The organism is Pseudomonas sp. NPDC089395 (assembly GCF_044749525.1).
GTDB lineage: Bacteria > Pseudomonadota > Gammaproteobacteria > Pseudomonadales > Pseudomonadaceae > Aquipseudomonas.
Genome location: NZ_JBIVID010000005.1, coordinates 182,445 through 196,762, shown reverse-complemented (window position 1 = coordinate 196,762; position 14,318 = coordinate 182,445). Strand labels below are relative to the sequence as shown.

12 protein-coding genes and 1 pseudogene are annotated in these 14,318 nt (G+C 62.1%); 8 read left to right on the top strand and 5 right to left on the bottom strand.

Annotated features, from left to right (window positions below; genetic code table 11):
* The first annotated feature begins 164 nt into the window (after window positions 1-164).
* Complete coding sequence (locus ACIPZG_RS13755) at window positions 165-1,637, top strand: inorganic phosphate transporter (protein ID WP_400714474.1); 1,473 nt, start codon at window positions 165-167, stop codon at window positions 1,635-1,637.
* A gap of 163 nt (window positions 1,638-1,800) precedes the next feature.
* On the opposite strand, the gene ACIPZG_RS13750 is transcribed toward ACIPZG_RS13755, so the two are convergent.
* Window positions 1,801-3,276, bottom strand: a complete 1,476-nt coding sequence (locus tag ACIPZG_RS13750) for a helicase HerA-like domain-containing protein (RefSeq protein WP_400714471.1) — start codon at window positions 3,274-3,276, stop codon at window positions 1,801-1,803.
* Here ACIPZG_RS13750 and ACIPZG_RS13745 point away from each other — a divergent pair.
* From ACIPZG_RS13745 to ACIPZG_RS13725, 5 genes and pseudogenes are all read left to right on the top strand, one after another.
* A pseudogene (locus ACIPZG_RS13745) lies at window positions 3,212-4,459 on the top strand (cache domain-containing protein); the annotation flags it as partial. The gene ACIPZG_RS13750 and the pseudogene ACIPZG_RS13745 sit on opposite strands and share 65 nt — an antisense overlap.
* 93 nt (window positions 4,460-4,552) lie before the next feature.
* Window positions 4,553-5,317, top strand: coding sequence for a methyl-accepting chemotaxis protein (locus ACIPZG_RS13740; protein ID WP_400640940.1), 765 nt, complete (start codon window positions 4,553-4,555; stop codon window positions 5,315-5,317).
* Between the two features lie 229 nt (window positions 5,318-5,546).
* The gene (locus ACIPZG_RS13735) at window positions 5,547-6,668 is read left to right on the top strand and encodes a glycosyltransferase family 4 protein (protein ID WP_400714468.1); all 1,122 of its coding nucleotides are present in this window, start codon (window positions 5,547-5,549) and stop codon (window positions 6,666-6,668) included.
* Window positions 6,661-7,425, top strand: a complete 765-nt coding sequence (locus ACIPZG_RS13730; protein ID WP_400714465.1) for a DUF2334 domain-containing protein — start codon at window positions 6,661-6,663, stop codon at window positions 7,423-7,425. The genes ACIPZG_RS13735 and ACIPZG_RS13730 overlap by 8 nt, the downstream gene beginning before the upstream one ends.
* On the top strand, window positions 7,422-8,414 hold the full coding sequence (locus ACIPZG_RS13725; protein WP_400714462.1) for a lysylphosphatidylglycerol synthase transmembrane domain-containing protein: 993 nt from the start codon (window positions 7,422-7,424) through the stop codon (window positions 8,412-8,414). The genes ACIPZG_RS13730 and ACIPZG_RS13725 overlap by 4 nt, the downstream gene beginning before the upstream one ends.
* A 283-nt stretch (window positions 8,415-8,697) precedes the next feature.
* Here ACIPZG_RS13725 and purU read toward each other — a convergent pair whose 3' ends face one another.
* Complete coding sequence (gene purU / locus ACIPZG_RS13720) at window positions 8,698-9,549, bottom strand: formyltetrahydrofolate deformylase (protein ID WP_400640666.1); 852 nt, start codon at window positions 9,547-9,549, stop codon at window positions 8,698-8,700.
* Between the two features lie 298 nt (window positions 9,550-9,847).
* Here purU and mvaT point away from each other — a divergent pair, with 298 nt between their 5' ends.
* Window positions 9,848-10,225, top strand: coding sequence for a histone-like nucleoid-structuring protein MvaT (gene mvaT / locus ACIPZG_RS13715; protein WP_008097674.1), 378 nt, complete (start codon window positions 9,848-9,850; stop codon window positions 10,223-10,225).
* Between the two features lie 68 nt (window positions 10,226-10,293).
* Here mvaT and sbcB read toward each other — a convergent pair whose 3' ends face one another.
* The 3 genes from sbcB to ACIPZG_RS13700 form a co-directional block, all read right to left on the bottom strand.
* Window positions 10,294-11,730 (bottom strand): exodeoxyribonuclease I, encoded by a 1,437-nt coding sequence (gene sbcB / locus ACIPZG_RS13710; RefSeq protein ID WP_400714459.1) that lies wholly within the window; start codon window positions 11,728-11,730, stop codon window positions 10,294-10,296.
* A gap of 46 nt (window positions 11,731-11,776) precedes the next feature.
* Entirely contained in the window at window positions 11,777-12,136 is a 360-nt protein-coding gene (locus tag ACIPZG_RS13705; RefSeq protein WP_400714826.1) for a PilZ domain-containing protein, read from the bottom strand.
* A gap of 122 nt (window positions 12,137-12,258) precedes the next feature.
* The gene (locus ACIPZG_RS13700; protein WP_400640661.1) at window positions 12,259-12,648 is read right to left on the bottom strand and encodes a tol-pal system YbgF family protein; all 390 of its coding nucleotides are present in this window, start codon (window positions 12,646-12,648) and stop codon (window positions 12,259-12,261) included.
* A 180-nt stretch (window positions 12,649-12,828) separates the two neighbouring features.
* Here ACIPZG_RS13700 and pyk point away from each other — a divergent pair, with 180 nt between their 5' ends.
* Window positions 12,829-14,283, top strand: coding sequence for a pyruvate kinase (gene pyk, locus ACIPZG_RS13695; protein WP_008097666.1), 1,455 nt, complete (start codon window positions 12,829-12,831; stop codon window positions 14,281-14,283).
* Window positions 14,284-14,318 lie beyond the last annotated feature (35 nt).

Below are 14,318 nucleotides of genomic sequence, written 5' to 3'. Positions count from 1 at the left end.
TTTCCTACATTTTGCGATTTTTAGCGGAACTTATCACGCTTAAGCCGGTCTTCTCAGGCCGTGAGAGGCCGCTCACAACGCTGCCACTGGTCTGCAGTGGGTGCATCGATTGCCAAGGTTTTCTGGCATAATCCCGCCCCCCATATGACCGCCAGACAACCTTCATGATCGATTTATTCAGCGGACTGGATGCCTGGGTATTGGTGAGCCTGCTACTCGCCCTGACCTTCGTGCTCGCATTCGAGTTCATCAATGGCTTTCATGACACCGCCAACGCGGTAGCCACCGTCATCTATACCAAAGCCATGCCGCCACACTTGGCCGTGTTCTTCTCCGGGGTGTTCAACTTCCTTGGCGTTCTGCTCGGCGGTGTCGGGGTGGCCTATGCCATCGTTCACCTGCTGCCGGTCGAACTGCTGATCAACGTGAACACCGGTCACGGCCTGGCCATGGTCTTCTCATTGCTCGCCGCAGCCATTGCCTGGAACCTCGGAACCTGGTACTTCGGCATTCCGGCTTCCAGTTCGCACACCCTGATCGGTTCGATCCTCGGTGTGGGCCTGGCCAATGCCCTGATCAACGACATTCCGCTGGGTGACGGCGTCAACTGGCAGAAAGCGATCGACATCGCCATGTCGCTGGTGGTTTCGCCCATGGCGGGTTTCGCTGTCGCCGCCCTGCTGCTGCTCGGCCTGAAATGGTGGCGCCCGCTGTCGAAGATGCACAAGACACCGGAGCAGCGCCGCAAGCTCGACGACAAGAAGCACCCACCGTTCTGGAACCGCCTGGTACTGGTCATTTCGGCCATGGGTGTGAGCTTCGTTCACGGCTCCAACGATGGCCAGAAAGGCATCGGCCTGATCATGCTGGTGCTGATCGGTATCGTTCCGGCCAAGTTCGTACTCGACCTGAACAGCACCACCTACCAGATCGAGCGCACCCGCGACGCCACCACGCACCTGAGCCAGTTCTACCAGCGCAACGCCGCCACCCTGGGCGAATTCCTGGCGCTGGGCAAGGCCCAGGCCAGCGACTTGCCGGAGCAGTTCAGCTGCAACCCGCAGCAGACCGAGCCGACCATCGCCGCACTGCAGTCCTCGCTGCAAGGCGTGACCGACTACCGCGCCCTGAGCGCTGAGAAGCGCGTGGAAGTTCGCCGCTACCTGCTGTGCCTGGATGACACCGCGAAGAAGGTCGGCAAGCTGCCAAGCCTCAACGCCCGTGAAAAGGCTGACCTGGACAAGCTGCGCAAGGACATCACCGCTACCACCGAGTACGCTCCGTTCTGGGTCATCGTGGCGGTTGCCCTGGCCCTGGGCCTGGGCACCATGGTGGGCTGGAAGCGTGTGGTACTGACCGTTGGCGAGAAGATAGGCAAGCAGGGCATGACCTATGCCCAGGGCATGTCGGCGCAGATTACCGCAGCGTGCGCCATTGGCATGGCCAACGTGTTCGCCCTGCCGGTGTCGACCACCCACGTACTGTCGTCCGGCGTTGCCGGCACCATGGTCGCCAACAAGAGCGGCCTGCAAGGCGGCACGGTGAAAACCATCCTGCTGGCCTGGGTGCTGACGTTGCCAGCCACCATCGGCCTGGCGGCTGGCCTGTTCTGGCTGGCGTCCAAGGCGATTAGCTGAGCGATACTGCTGAAATGAAAAAGGCGCCTTCGAGGCGCCTTTTTCATGGGTCTGTACTGGCCCTATCGCCGGCAAGCCGGCTCCCACAGGTAAGGCGCCGCACTTGAGGTCAGCGCCGTACCTGTGGGAGCCGGCTTGCCGGCGATGAGGCCGGTACAGGCAACTACCGCTTCTTGCCCCCCAACAACGACCCCATCAACCCGCGCACCAACTGCCGCCCCAGCTGGTTGGCAGCCTGACGCACCGCCGACTTGATGGCCTGCCCCGCCGCACTCTGCAGGAACTCTCCGGCCTTGTCGGCCAGGCTCTCTTCATCGGCCTTCTGCACCGGCGCCGGCTCCACCGGCTCGCCCCTGCGCTGGGTCAGCATTTCATAGGCCGACTCACGGTCAACCGGCTTGTCATAGCGCCCCAACAAGGGCGACCCGGCAATCAACGCGGCCCGCTCGGCCCCGCTCAATGGCCCGATGCGCGATTGCGGCGGGGCGATCAGCACGCGTTGCACCACCGCAGGCGTGCCCTTCTCTTCCAGCGTACCGACCAACGCTTCGCCGATACCCAGCTCAGTCAGCACCGCCAGGCTGTCGAACGCCGGATTGGGACGAAAACCGTCCGCCACCGCCCGCAGCGACTTCTGCTCCTTGGCCGTGAATGCCCGCAAGCCATGCTGGATGCGCAAGCCCAGCTGGGCCAGCACAGTGTCCGGCAGATCGCCCGGAGACTGGGTCACGAAATACACCCCAACGCCCTTGGAACGGATCAGCCGCACCACCTGCTCCAGCCGGTCCTGCAAGGCCTTGGGCGTGTCGTTGAACAGCAAGTGCGCCTCGTCGAAGAACAGCGCCAGCACAGGCTTATCGGCATCTCCGCGCTCAGGCAGCTGCTCGAACAGCTCGGCCAGCAACCACAGCAGGAAGGTTGCATAGACCTTGGGCGCGTCATGCACCAGCCGGCTGGCATCGAGCAGATGGATACGCCCTCGCCCATCGCCGTCGAGTCTTAGCAGGTCTTCCAATTGCAGCGCCGGCTCGCCGAACAGCGCCTCGGCGCCCTGCTGCTCCAGGGTTGCCAGGCGACGCAGGAGCGCCTGGGTCGAGGCGCTGGTCATCAGGGCGCTGTCTTCGCCCAGCAACTGCGGGTTTTCCTTCAAGTGTGCAAGCAGCGCCTTGAGGTCCTTGAGGTCGAGCAACAACAGCCCTTCCCGGTCAGCCACCTTGAACGCCGCGTACAACGCCGCCTGCTGACTGTCAGTCAACGCCAGCAAGTTGCCGAGCAACAACGGCCCCATTTCACTGAGGGTGGTACGCAACGGATGACCGGATTGCCCGGCGACATCCCACAAGGTGACCGGGTAAGCACGCGGCTGATGGCCCAGCCAGGGCATTGCGGCGATCCGCTCGGCCACCTTGCCCTGGGGCGCGCCCGGTGCGCCGAGGCCGCAGAGGTCGCCTTTGACATCGGCCGCGAAGACCGCCACGCCGGCGTCGCTGAACACTTCCGCCAGGTGCTGCAAGGTCACGGTCTTGCCGGTACCGGTAGCACCCGCCACCAACCCGTGACGGTTGGCCAGTCGCATGGCTTGCTTGACCGGTTGGCCATCCGTGCCAGCCCCTATAACCATGGTCAAAGAATCCGACATCTTTTTGATCCTCTTCTCAAGCTTTACCGCCTATTGGCCGATAACGCGGGGTGATATTCGCCATTCAAGACAGGAACAACCCAAAGGACTACCCGGGATGTTGCACTGTTTTACTGCTGTATTCGTGCGAACGCCCGATAAAAACCTTAGCGGAACCGATTACGCCATGAACAAAAGCCTGCGTTTCAGCCACAAGATTCTTTTAGCGGCATCACTGATCGTGATCCTCGCCTTCAGCCTGTTCACCCTCTACAACGATTACCTCCAGCGTAATGCGATCCGCGAGAATCTGGAGAATTATCTGGCTGAAATGGGCGAGTCCACTTCGACCAACATTCACAACCTGTTCGAAGGCCGCATCAAGCTGGTTGAAAACCTGGCCCAGAACATTGCCCAAGAGCCCGAACAGGCTGAGACGCTGATGGGCCAGAACGCCCTGATCTCAAGCTTTTTGACCGTCTACCTGGGCAAGGTCGACGGCGGTTTCAGTGTACGCCCTGACTCGAAGATGCCCGAAGGCTACGACCCGCGCACCCGCCCTTGGTACAAGGACGGCATGAACGCCCAGGGCGTGATCCTCACCGAGCCCTATATGGACATGACCACCAACAAGATGGTCATCGGCATCCTCGGCAAGGTGTCCACCCAGGTGGGCGTGGTGGGCGGTGACCTGGCCCTCGACGGCCTGGTGCGCATCATCAACTCGCTGAACTTCGGCGGCATGGGCTACGCCTTCCTGGTCAACGACCAAGGCAAGGTCCTGGTTCACCCGGACCAGAAGATGGTCATGAAGTCGCTGTCTGACCTGTTCCCGCAGCACACGCCGAAACTGACCGGTGACCTGACCGAAGTCCAGGCCAACGGCCAGACTCGCCTGTTGACCTTCACCCCGATCAAGGGCCTGCCATCGGCCAACTGGTACATCGGTTTGTCGGTGGACAAAGACAAAGCCTTCGCCATGCTCAGCACCTTCCGCACCTCGGCGGTGATCGCCACCGTGGTGGCTGTGGTCATCATCATCGGCCTGCTCGGTCTGCTGATCAGCGTGCTGATGCAACCGCTGCTGACCATGACCCGCGCCATGGAAGACATCGCCGAAGGCGAAGGCGATTTGACCAAACGCCTGCGCATTCACAACCACGACGAATTCGGCATCCTCGGCACTGCCTTCAACCGCTTCGTGGAGCGTATCCACGGTTCGATCCGCGAGGTGTCCTCGGCCACCGAGCAGGTCAACGAGGTGGCCCTGCGCGTCATCAGCGCCTCCAACTCGTCGATGGCCAACTCGGACGAGCAGTCCAACCGCACCAACAGTGTCGCCGCCGCCATCAATGAGCTGGGTGCTGCCGCCCAGGAAATCGCCGGCAACGCCGCCCAGGCCTCGCAGCACGCAAGCTCTGCTCGCCTGCTGGCCGAAGAAGGGCAACAGGTGGTGGACCGCAACATCGCGGCGATGAATCGCCTGTCCGACCTGATCGTGACCTCCAGCGCGCACATCGAGACCCTGAACAGCAAGACCGTGAACATCGGGCAGATTCTCGAGGTGATCACCAGCATCTCCCAGCAAACCAACCTGCTGGCACTGAACGCCGCGATCGAAGCGGCCCGGGCCGGTGAAGCCGGACGCGGCTTCGCCGTGGTCGCCGATGAAGTACGCAACCTGGCGCACCGCACCCAGGAATCTGCGCAGCAGGTGCAGAGCATGATCGAGGAACTGCAGGTCGGCGCCCGCGAGTCGGTCGAGACCATGGGCCAAAGCCAGCGCCACAGCCAGGACAGCGTGCAGATCGCCAACCAGGCCGGTGAACGCCTGGACAGCGTCACCGTGCGCATTGGCGAGATCGACGGCATGAACCAGTCGGTGGCCACCGCCACCGAAGAGCAGACCGCAGTGGTCGACTCGATCAACATGGACATCAACGAAATCAACATGCTCAACCAGGAAGGCGTGGAGAACCTGCAGGCCACCCTGCGGGCGTGCTCGGACCTGGAGCAGCAAGCCACTCGCCTGAAGCACCTGGTCGGCAGCTTCCGTATCTGACCTGAAGCACCGCGTCGCCCTTATCGCCGGCAAGCCGGCTCCCACAGGGATCTGCACAGGCTTCAAGCCTTGTGCAGTAGCTGGGAGCCGGCTTGCCGGCGATGGACTCGAGACCACATCCCCCGCCCAACCCGATCGAACAAACTATCCTTCAGTAAGGTCAACCTTTAGGCGCGTCATCACCGGCCCGTTACCGCCGAATGACAGACCCGAAGACGATCCCGGAGGGATGCTGATCGTGCACATCGCTGACATCACCATGTTCTATGCCCCGGCCAGCGGCGGCGTACGGACTTATCTTGATGCCAAACATCATCGCCTCGACGCCCTCCAGGGCGTTCGCCACAGCCTTTTGATCCCCGGCCCCAGCGCCCGTCATACCAATGGCGTATACGAAGTACCTGCCCCCCCTCTGCCCTTCGGCAACGGCTACCGATTCCCCGTGCGGCTGGGCCCTTGGTGCACGGTGCTGCGCGGGCTCAAGCCGGACCTGATCGAAGTCGGCGACCCCTACCTCACCGCCTGGGCAGCACTGGAAGCACGACGCCAGCTCGACGTACCGGTGATCGGTTTCTACCACTCCGACTTGCCGCTGCTGGTCAGCAACCGCATGGGCAACTGGTTCACGCCCAATGTCGAAGCCTATGTCAGCAAGCTGTACGGCAATTTCGACCGGGTACTGGCGCCTAGCCAGGTAATGGCCGACAAGTTGCGCCGCCTGGGTGTGCGCGATGTGCATGTACAACGCCTCGGCGTTGACCTTGCCACCTTCAATCCGGTACACCGCGACCCGCAACTGCGGGCTCAGCTGGGTATACCCGACACCAGCCGGCTACTGGTGTTCGCCGGCCGAGGCTCGCGGGAGAAGAACCTGCCGGTGCTGCTCGAATGCATGCAGCACCTGGGTCGCCCCTATCACCTGCTGCTGGTGGGTTCGAACATGCCAGCCAACGTGCCGGACAATGTCAGCGTGATCGACCACTTCTGCCCACTCGACGAAGTCGCCCGGCTGGTGGCCAGTGCCGACCTGCTGCTACACGCCGGCGACCAGGAAACCTTCGGCCTGGTCGTCCTCGAAGCAATGGCCAGCGCCACGCCCGTGGTGGCGGTACGGGCCGGAGCCTTCAGCGAGATCATCAACGAACAATGCGGCCGCCTGTGCCGCGCCAACGATGGCCAGGCCATGGCCACGACGGTACGCGAAGTGTTCGAGGCCGGCGTCCGCAAGCTCGGTGCCCAGGCTCGCCTTCACGTGGAGCAACATTACTCGTGGGACAACGTGGTAAATGGCCTGCTCCAGCATTACCAGGCGGTGCTCGGCCATCAGCCACAGGTACGCGCCCATGGCTGAGAGCGATGGCACGTCGCGCAGCCTCATGCTGGTGCTGCACGATATGGCGCCGGAAACCTGGCCGGACTACCAGCCGTTCGTGGAGGCGATCGATGAAAGGGGCGGCGTGCCGATGACCTGGCTGGTAGTCCCCGACTTCCACCACCGCAACCCCCTGGCCCGCTCCCCAACGTTCTGCCACCTGCTCGAACGGCGCCTGGCGCAGGGCGACGAACTGGCGCTGCACGGTTTCTTCCATGCCGATGACGGACCCTCGCCACGCAGCCTCGGTGAGTACTGCATGCGCCGTCTCTACACCCACGAAGGCGAGTTCTATGCGCTCGACCAGGCCCAAGCGCTGCAGCGCCTGGAGGATGGCCTGGCACTGTTCGACCGGCAAGGCTGGCCGGTAGCCGGCTTTGTCGCGCCGGCCTGGCTGATGAGCCAGGGCACGCGCCAGGCCTTGTGCCAATTGCCGCTGCGCTACACCAGCACCCCGCAGCACTTGTACCGGTTGCCCGATTTCCGCGCATTCAGCGCCCCCGGCCTGGTCTGGAGTGCCGGCAGCGCCTGGCGTCGGGGTGTTTCACGGATGGTATGCGACTGGCAGCGACGGCGCTGGCGCGAGGCCCAGACCTTGCGCCTCGGGCTGCACCCAGTGGACATGCGCCACCGCTCGTCACGCAACTACTGGCTGGCCACGCTCGACCATTTACTGCTTCAGGGCCGTGAACCCCTGACCAAATCGGCCTGGCTGGAACGCCAGGTGCTCGCATGAATCGCTTCGCCTGGCTGGGCCTTGCGCTGTTGTGCGCAGTCCTGGTGCCAGCATTGCTCGGTGGCGACGAGCTGCTACCCAGGCTCAAGGCCTTCGACCCCGGCCTGATGTTGACCCTGCTGGGCATGATTCTGTTGTGCTGGATCATCAATGCCATGCGCCTGCGCCTGCTGCTCGGCCAGCACGGCGCAAAGCTTGGGCACGTGCGTAGCCTTGGCGTGGTAATGGCCACGGAGTTCGCCATCTGCACCACGCCCGGTGGTAGCGGCGGGCCGTTGACGCTGATGGCCTTGCTCGCCCGCGACCGCATCGGCCCGGCCCGCAGTGGCGCGGTGTTCGCCATGGACCAGTTGAACGACTTGCTGTTCTTCTTCTGCGCAATGCTGGCGATCGCCGGCTACGCCCTGTTCCACAGCCTGGGCCGCAGCCAGGAAAGCCTGCTGCTGGGCAGCGCCTTGCTGCTGTGCACAGCACTGGCCGCGATACTGGCGTTGCTGCACTACCGGCGCGCGATCATGCGCTTCAACGGCCGACTGCTGCATCGCGCCGGCATGAACCCACGCCGCAGACGGCGCTGGGCGCGCAAGGTGTTGCACTTCATCGCGGCGCTGGCCCAGACCTGGCGGCTGCCCAAGCGCACCCTGGCGCTGGTGTTCACCCTGACCTGCGCTCACTGGAGCCTGCGCTACAGCGTGCTGTTTCTGGTGTTGCGGGGCTTGGGCGTGGAACTGTCGTGGGTGCCGAGTTTTCTGGTGCAGATGCTGTCGCTCAGTGCCGGGCAGTTCAGCCTGATGCCGGGCGGCGCCGGGGCCGCCGAACTGACGTCGGCGAGTTTGCTGGCACCGATGGTGGGCAGCTCGACCGCGGCGGCGGCGATCCTGATCTGGCGCGCGGTTACTTACTACTTTTATCTGCTGGCAGGTGGGCCGGTGTTCGTCTGCCTGCTGGCGCGTCCGCTGCTGGAACGCTGGCGGGGTCAGGCGGGTTGAGCTGACGCCAGAGATCGGCGGCGCCGGGAAACTCGGTGCCGTCTTCTTCGTCTAGCGCTGCGGGGTCGTAGCGGGCCAGGCAGCCTTCGCCGAGGGTGGGAGGGGGTGTGGCAGTGGGCTTGTTGCGGGAGCTTGCCATTGGATACACCTCAAGTACGGCTGAGAACCCCTGTGGGAGCGGGCTTGCCCCGCGAAAGGGCCGGCCCGGACAACAAAGGTGTATGGCCAGGGCTTCGCCCTGGTTCGCGGGACAAGCCCGCTCCCACAAGCCCAGTGCCCACGATCAGTCGAACACCACCGTCTTGTTGCCGTGCACCAGCACGCGGTCTTCCAGGTGATAACGCAGGCCACGGGCCAACACCATCTTCTCGACATCACGGCCGAAGCGAACCATGTCCTCGATGCTGTCGGCGTGGCTCACGCGCACCACGTCCTGCTCGATGATCGGGCCGGCGTCCAGCTCTTCGGTCACGTAGTGGCACGTTGCACCGATCAGTTTCACACCGCGCAGGGCTGCCTGGTGATACGGCTTGGCACCGACGAACGAAGGCAGGAAGCTGTGGTGGATGTTGATGACCTTCTCGGCGTAATCCTGGCAGAGCTGCGGCGGCAGGATTTGCATGTAACGCGCCAGCACCACCACGTCGGCCGCATGCTCCTGGACCAGACGCGACACCTCGGCAAACGCCGGCGCCTTGTCTTTCGGGTCGACCGGCACGTGGAAGAACGGAATGCCGTGCCACTCGACCATGCTGCGCAGGTCGTTGTGGTTGGAAACCACGCAGGGGATCTCGCAATCCAGCTCGTCGGTGTGCCAACGGTGCAGCAGGTCTGCCAGGCAGTGCGATTCGCGGCTGGCCATCAGCACGACGCGCTTCTTCTGCGCCGAGTCGGTGACACGCCAGGTCATGGAGAACTCTTCGGCAATCGGTGCAAAGGCTTCGCGGAAGGCCTCGATACCGAAAGGCAACGATTCGGCACGGATTTCATGGCGCATGAAGAACCAACCACTCTGCTCATCGGAGTGATGGCTGGCTTCGTTGATCCAGCCATTGTACAAGGCCAGGAAATTACTGACTTTCGCCACGATGCCAACACGGTCGGGGCAGGCGATCACCAGACGATAGGTGCGCATGAATAAGACTCCAGAACTTCGCAAAGGCGCCCATTCTAGCGGCCCGGCCCAAAAAACGCAGTAAGCATTGCACCCGCCGGCTGCAGCCTCAGGTCATGCCTTACCGCTGCGACATGGCGTAACTGGGCAAAGGACATTCATGCCCAATTGAAGGGGGCCTATGTAAATTTTTCTTAATCTTGAGATATTTTGTCACAGGCTAATTAACAGTTCGCTGCCCTATTAATATGTTTACTTGAGTGTATCGCCTGTCTATTATTGCCCCACACATTTCTGAACACGCACTAAGGAACACTCCATGTCCCTGATCAACGAGTACCGCGCCACCGAAGAAGCCATCAAGGAACTTCAGGCCCGCCTGGCCAACCTGTCGCAGGATGACAAGCTGAAAAAAGAACTGGAGTTCGAAGGCAAACTGCGCACGCTGATGGGCGAATACTCCAAGTCGCTGCGTGACGTCATCGCCCTGCTCGACCCAGAGTCGAAACTGAGCAAAGCCCCGCGCGGCGCAGTCAAGACCACTGGCACCAAGCGTGCTCGCAAGGTCAAGCAATACAAGAACCCGCACAATGGTGAAGTAATCGAAACCAAAGGCGGCAACCACAAGACCCTGAAAGAATGGAAAGCCAAATGGGGTGGCGATGTGGTTGAAAGCTGGGCAACCCTGCTGGACTGATTGTCCGCGCAGAGGCTGCTTGTATAAACAAAAACGCCGGCTCGATGCCGGCGTTTTTGTTTGTCCACTCATTGGCTGATAGCAAATTGCTCTGACAACTGCCGGGCATGCACTTGCCAAGCCTCCAGCACCCGGCGCCCGGCTTCGTCAGCGTTGGCCCAGGCGCTCTGCCGAGCCTGCTCGAAGTCGCCCAGGGTATTCGGCGCGCCCCACAGGGGGTTGCTCAGGCGCTGCTGACAGAAGGCATACCAGCGCTGGCGCTCATCGCTGTTCAAGGTCTCTGGAAAGTTGCGCGCCCGATAACGGAACAACAATTCAGGCATGCGTGGGTCATCGAACATCCAATGGCCGTTGCCCAATGCTGCGGGGTCCAGCGTGCGAACTTGCTCGCACATGCGACGATCGCGATCCCCCAGGAAACCGTCATACAACTGCTGTTCAGGGTCCTCATTAGGCGCAAACTCATCCGTGCCGTAGATAAGCTCCAGCTTGTCTTGCCACTGCGCTTGCTGATTGGCCAGCGCTTCGCCACGTGATTGCAAAAGTGCCAGATCGATACCGAGTCGTTGCTGATCCGCAGGGCGCAATACCGAAAGCGGCGCCAACACGGGACAGCGATTGATCTGTACCAACTTGAGCGGGACCGGTAATTGTCCTTCAGACAACTCCTCATGGCGCGTATACAAGCGCTCACGAAGTACTTCGGCACTTTCCCTCAATAACGGTAGGGTTTCCTGATGCAGATCGCACACAATCAGTGCATTGCGATTGCGCGGGTGCCAGGCCAACGGCAAGACCACGCCCAGATAATTACGTGCCGCCGAGAAGCGACCGGATATATGCACCAGCGGTTGCAATAAACGAATCTGCTCCAACACTTTGTGTTTGCTGCGCAGCTGGAACAGCCATTCGTACAACCTGGGCTGTTTTTGCCGAATCAGGCGCGCCAGGGCAATCGTCGCCCGCACGTCGGAAAGTGCTTCGTGCGCATGCCCATGGTCGATGCCGTTTGCCTGGCTCAGCAATTCAAGGCGCAGGCTGGTGCGTCCATCCTGTTGCGGCCAATTGATACCTTCAGGACGCAGGGCATAGGCGGTGCGCACCACATCGATCAAGTCCCAGCGGCTGTTGCCGCCCTGCCATTCGCGCGCATACGGATCGAAGAAGTTGCGGTAGAGGCTGTAACGGGTCACTTCATCATCGAAGCGCAGGGTGTTGTAACCCGCACCGCAAGTGCCTGGACGCGCCAGCTGCTCATGGACCCGAGTCATGAACTCAGCCTCGCACAAGCCTTGGGTGGCCAGCTGCTGCGGGGTAATGCCGGTCACAAGGCACGCCGCCGGGTGCGGCAGGATGTCGTCGGAGGGGCGGCAATAGAGACTGATGGGCGGTTCGATTTCGTTGAGTTCGAGATCGGTGCGCACACCCGCCACCTGCAACGGCCTGTCGCAGCGCGGGTTGATGCCGGTGGTTTCGTAGTCGTGCCAGAAGATGCTGGAAGTCACGGAGTCGTCCTGAATCGAGGTTGCCCCGATTCTAGCGGACCTCGTCTCAGACGGAAGCGTTGGCCGGACGGAAACTGAAATAGTCGCGCAGCGAGCGGACGAAATCGTCGTATTCGCGCGGTGCCTGCAGCAACATGAAGCCTGAATCGTAGTGACCCGGCGTCTGGTCTTCGCGGCACCACAGGCAACTGGCTGTCAGGTTGATGCACTGGAAGCCGCCGCTGGCAAGCGGCACGCGCAGCTGCAGCTCGAAATCCGGCCCGACCAGCACCGGCAGCTGGCTGATCAGCATCAAGCCGTCTTCAGAGGCATTACCCAGCTGACCGATAGGTTGATCGGTGAAGCGGTTGAACACCTTCAATGCACACGGCAATTGGTGGCGTTCGATATGGCGCTTGTTGAACATGATCACACGTGCAATCCGTACCAATGCCAGGAATGCAAGGTACTGGCGGTTGTTGTAACAACTGGATTACAGGTTAGCGCAGCACGCCATGCAAATCCCGTGAAATTATTGACACCTTGGTGTTAACGCCAAGGAGAGGTATTCACCGGGCTGGCCATTGCCGCCTGGCCGCTGCGGTAATGGCCAAGTTTCTCAAGCGTTTGCAGGCGCGCCTTGGCGCGGTAGGCGTACTCATTGTTTGGATACTGCTGGATCAGGTACTCATACGTTTGCGCGGCATCCACGAACAGCTGCTGGCGTTCCAGGCACTGGCCACGCAGCAATGACACTTCCGGGTGAATGAAGGGGCGCGCACGGCTGGTACGGTCGACCTGGGACAACTCCAGCATGACTTTCTGGCAGTCGCCACGGTCGTAGGCGCGGTAGGCGTTGTTCAAGTGATGGTCCATCGACCAGCGGGTGCAGCCGACGGTACTGGCCGTCGCCAGGGCTAAAACGATCAGGGCTCGCATGTGGGATCTCCTTGGATGCCTGTGTATCGGCCTTTGTCGACAAATCTTCACCGCCATTTGCCAGGATACCTCGCCCGGTCATTTGCCACCCTGCGCGGCTTGCAGGTAGTGCAACGGAACAATGACTACAGCGTGATTCAGGAGTAGCCTTTCGCTGCGCTTCACTATAGGAGTCTGTGCATGACCATCCGCCGTACCAAAATCGTCGCCACCCTTGGCCCCGCCAGCAACTCGCCGGAAGTGATCGAACAGCTGATCCTCGCCGGCCTGGACGTGGCACGCCTGAACTTTTCCCACGGCACCCCGGACGAGCACAAAGCGCGCGCCCGCCTGATCCGTGACATCGCCGCCAAAAACGGCCGCCATGTCGCACTGCTGGGTGACCTGCAGGGTCCGAAGATCCGCATCGCCAAATTCAGCAACAAGCGCATCGAACTGAAGATCGGTGACAAATTCACCTTCTCCACTGCCCACCCGCTGACCGAAGGCAACCAGGACATCGTCGGCATCGACTACCCGGACCTGGTCAAGGACTGCGGTGTCGGTGACGAGCTGCTGCTCGACGATGGCCGCGTGGTCATGCGCGTCGAGACCGCCACCGCCGATGCCCTGCATTGCGTGGTGATCGTCGGTGGTCCACTGTCGGACCACAAAGGCATCAACCGCAAAGGTGGCGGCCTGACCGCACCGGCCCTGACCGAAAAAGACAAGGCCGACATCAAGCTGGCCGCGGAAATGGACCTGGACTACCTGGCCGTGTCGTTCCCGCGTGACGCCAAGGACATGGAATACGCCCGCAAGCTGCGTGACGAGTCCGGCGGCAGCGCCTGGCTGGTCGCCAAGATCGAGCGCGCTGAAGCGGTCGCCGACGACGAGACCCTCGACGGCCTGATCGCCGCCTCCGACGCCGTCATGGTTGCCCGTGGCGACCTGGGCGTGGAAATCGGCGACGCCGAGCTGATCGGCATCCAGAAGAAGATCATCCAGCACGCCCGCCGCAACAACAAAGCGGTGATCGTGGCGACGCAGATGATGGAGTCGATGATCCAGAACCCGATGCCGACTCGCGCCGAAGTGTCCGACGTGGCCAACGCCGTGCTCGACAACACCGATGCGGTCATGCTGTCGGCCGAAAGTGCCGCCGGTGCCTACCCGATCGAAGCCGTTCAGGCCATGGCGCGGATCTGCCAGGGTGCCGAGAAGCACCCGACCAACCAGAAGTCCAGCCACCGTCTGCACACCACCTTCGAGCGTTGCGACGAAAGCATCGCCCTGGCGGCCATGTACACCGCCAACCACTTCCCCGGCGTCAAGGCGATCATCGCCCTCACCGAAAGTGGCTACACCCCGCTGATCATGTCGCGCCTGCGTTCGCACGTGCCGATCTACGCGCTGACCCCACACCGCGCCACCCAGGCCCGTACCTCGATGTTCCGCGGTGTCTACCCGATCGCCTTCGACCCGGCCTCGCTGCCGGCCGACAAGGTGAGCCAGGCAGCGGTCGACGAGCTGCTCAAGCGTGGTCTGGTGGAACAGGGTGACTGGGTGATCCTGACCAAAGGCGACAGCTACCACACCATCGGTGGCACCAACGGCATGAAGATCCTGCATGTCGGTGATCCGTTGGTTGGCTGATCGGCTCCAACTGGGGCCGCTTTGCGGCCCTTTCG

What these genes read in the sequence shown, in the direction of transcription:
- ACIPZG_RS13755 (WP_400714474.1), top strand. Translation starts at nt 165, where the DNA reads ATGATCGATTTATTCAGCGGACTGGATGCCTGGGTATTGGTGAGCCTG.
- ACIPZG_RS13750 (WP_400714471.1), bottom strand. Translation starts at nt 3,276, where the DNA reads ATGTCGGATTCTTTGACCATGGTTATAGGGGCTGGCACGGATGGCCAA.
- ACIPZG_RS13740 (WP_400640940.1), top strand. Translation starts at nt 4,553, where the DNA reads ATGGCCAACTCGGACGAGCAGTCCAACCGCACCAACAGTGTCGCCGCC.
- ACIPZG_RS13735 (WP_400714468.1), top strand. Translation starts at nt 5,547, where the DNA reads ATGCTGATCGTGCACATCGCTGACATCACCATGTTCTATGCCCCGGCC.
- ACIPZG_RS13730 (WP_400714465.1), top strand. Translation starts at nt 6,661, where the DNA reads ATGGCTGAGAGCGATGGCACGTCGCGCAGCCTCATGCTGGTGCTGCAC.
- ACIPZG_RS13725 (WP_400714462.1), top strand. Translation starts at nt 7,422, where the DNA reads ATGAATCGCTTCGCCTGGCTGGGCCTTGCGCTGTTGTGCGCAGTCCTG.
- purU (WP_400640666.1), bottom strand. Translation starts at nt 9,549, where the DNA reads ATGCGCACCTATCGTCTGGTGATCGCCTGCCCCGACCGTGTTGGCATC.
- mvaT (WP_008097674.1), top strand. Translation starts at nt 9,848, where the DNA reads ATGTCCCTGATCAACGAGTACCGCGCCACCGAAGAAGCCATCAAGGAA.
- ACIPZG_RS13705 (WP_400714826.1), bottom strand. Translation starts at nt 12,136, where the DNA reads ATGTTCAACAAGCGCCATATCGAACGCCACCAATTGCCGTGTGCATTG.
- ACIPZG_RS13700 (WP_400640661.1), bottom strand. Translation starts at nt 12,648, where the DNA reads ATGCGAGCCCTGATCGTTTTAGCCCTGGCGACGGCCAGTACCGTCGGC.
- pyk (WP_008097666.1), top strand. Translation starts at nt 12,829, where the DNA reads ATGACCATCCGCCGTACCAAAATCGTCGCCACCCTTGGCCCCGCCAGC.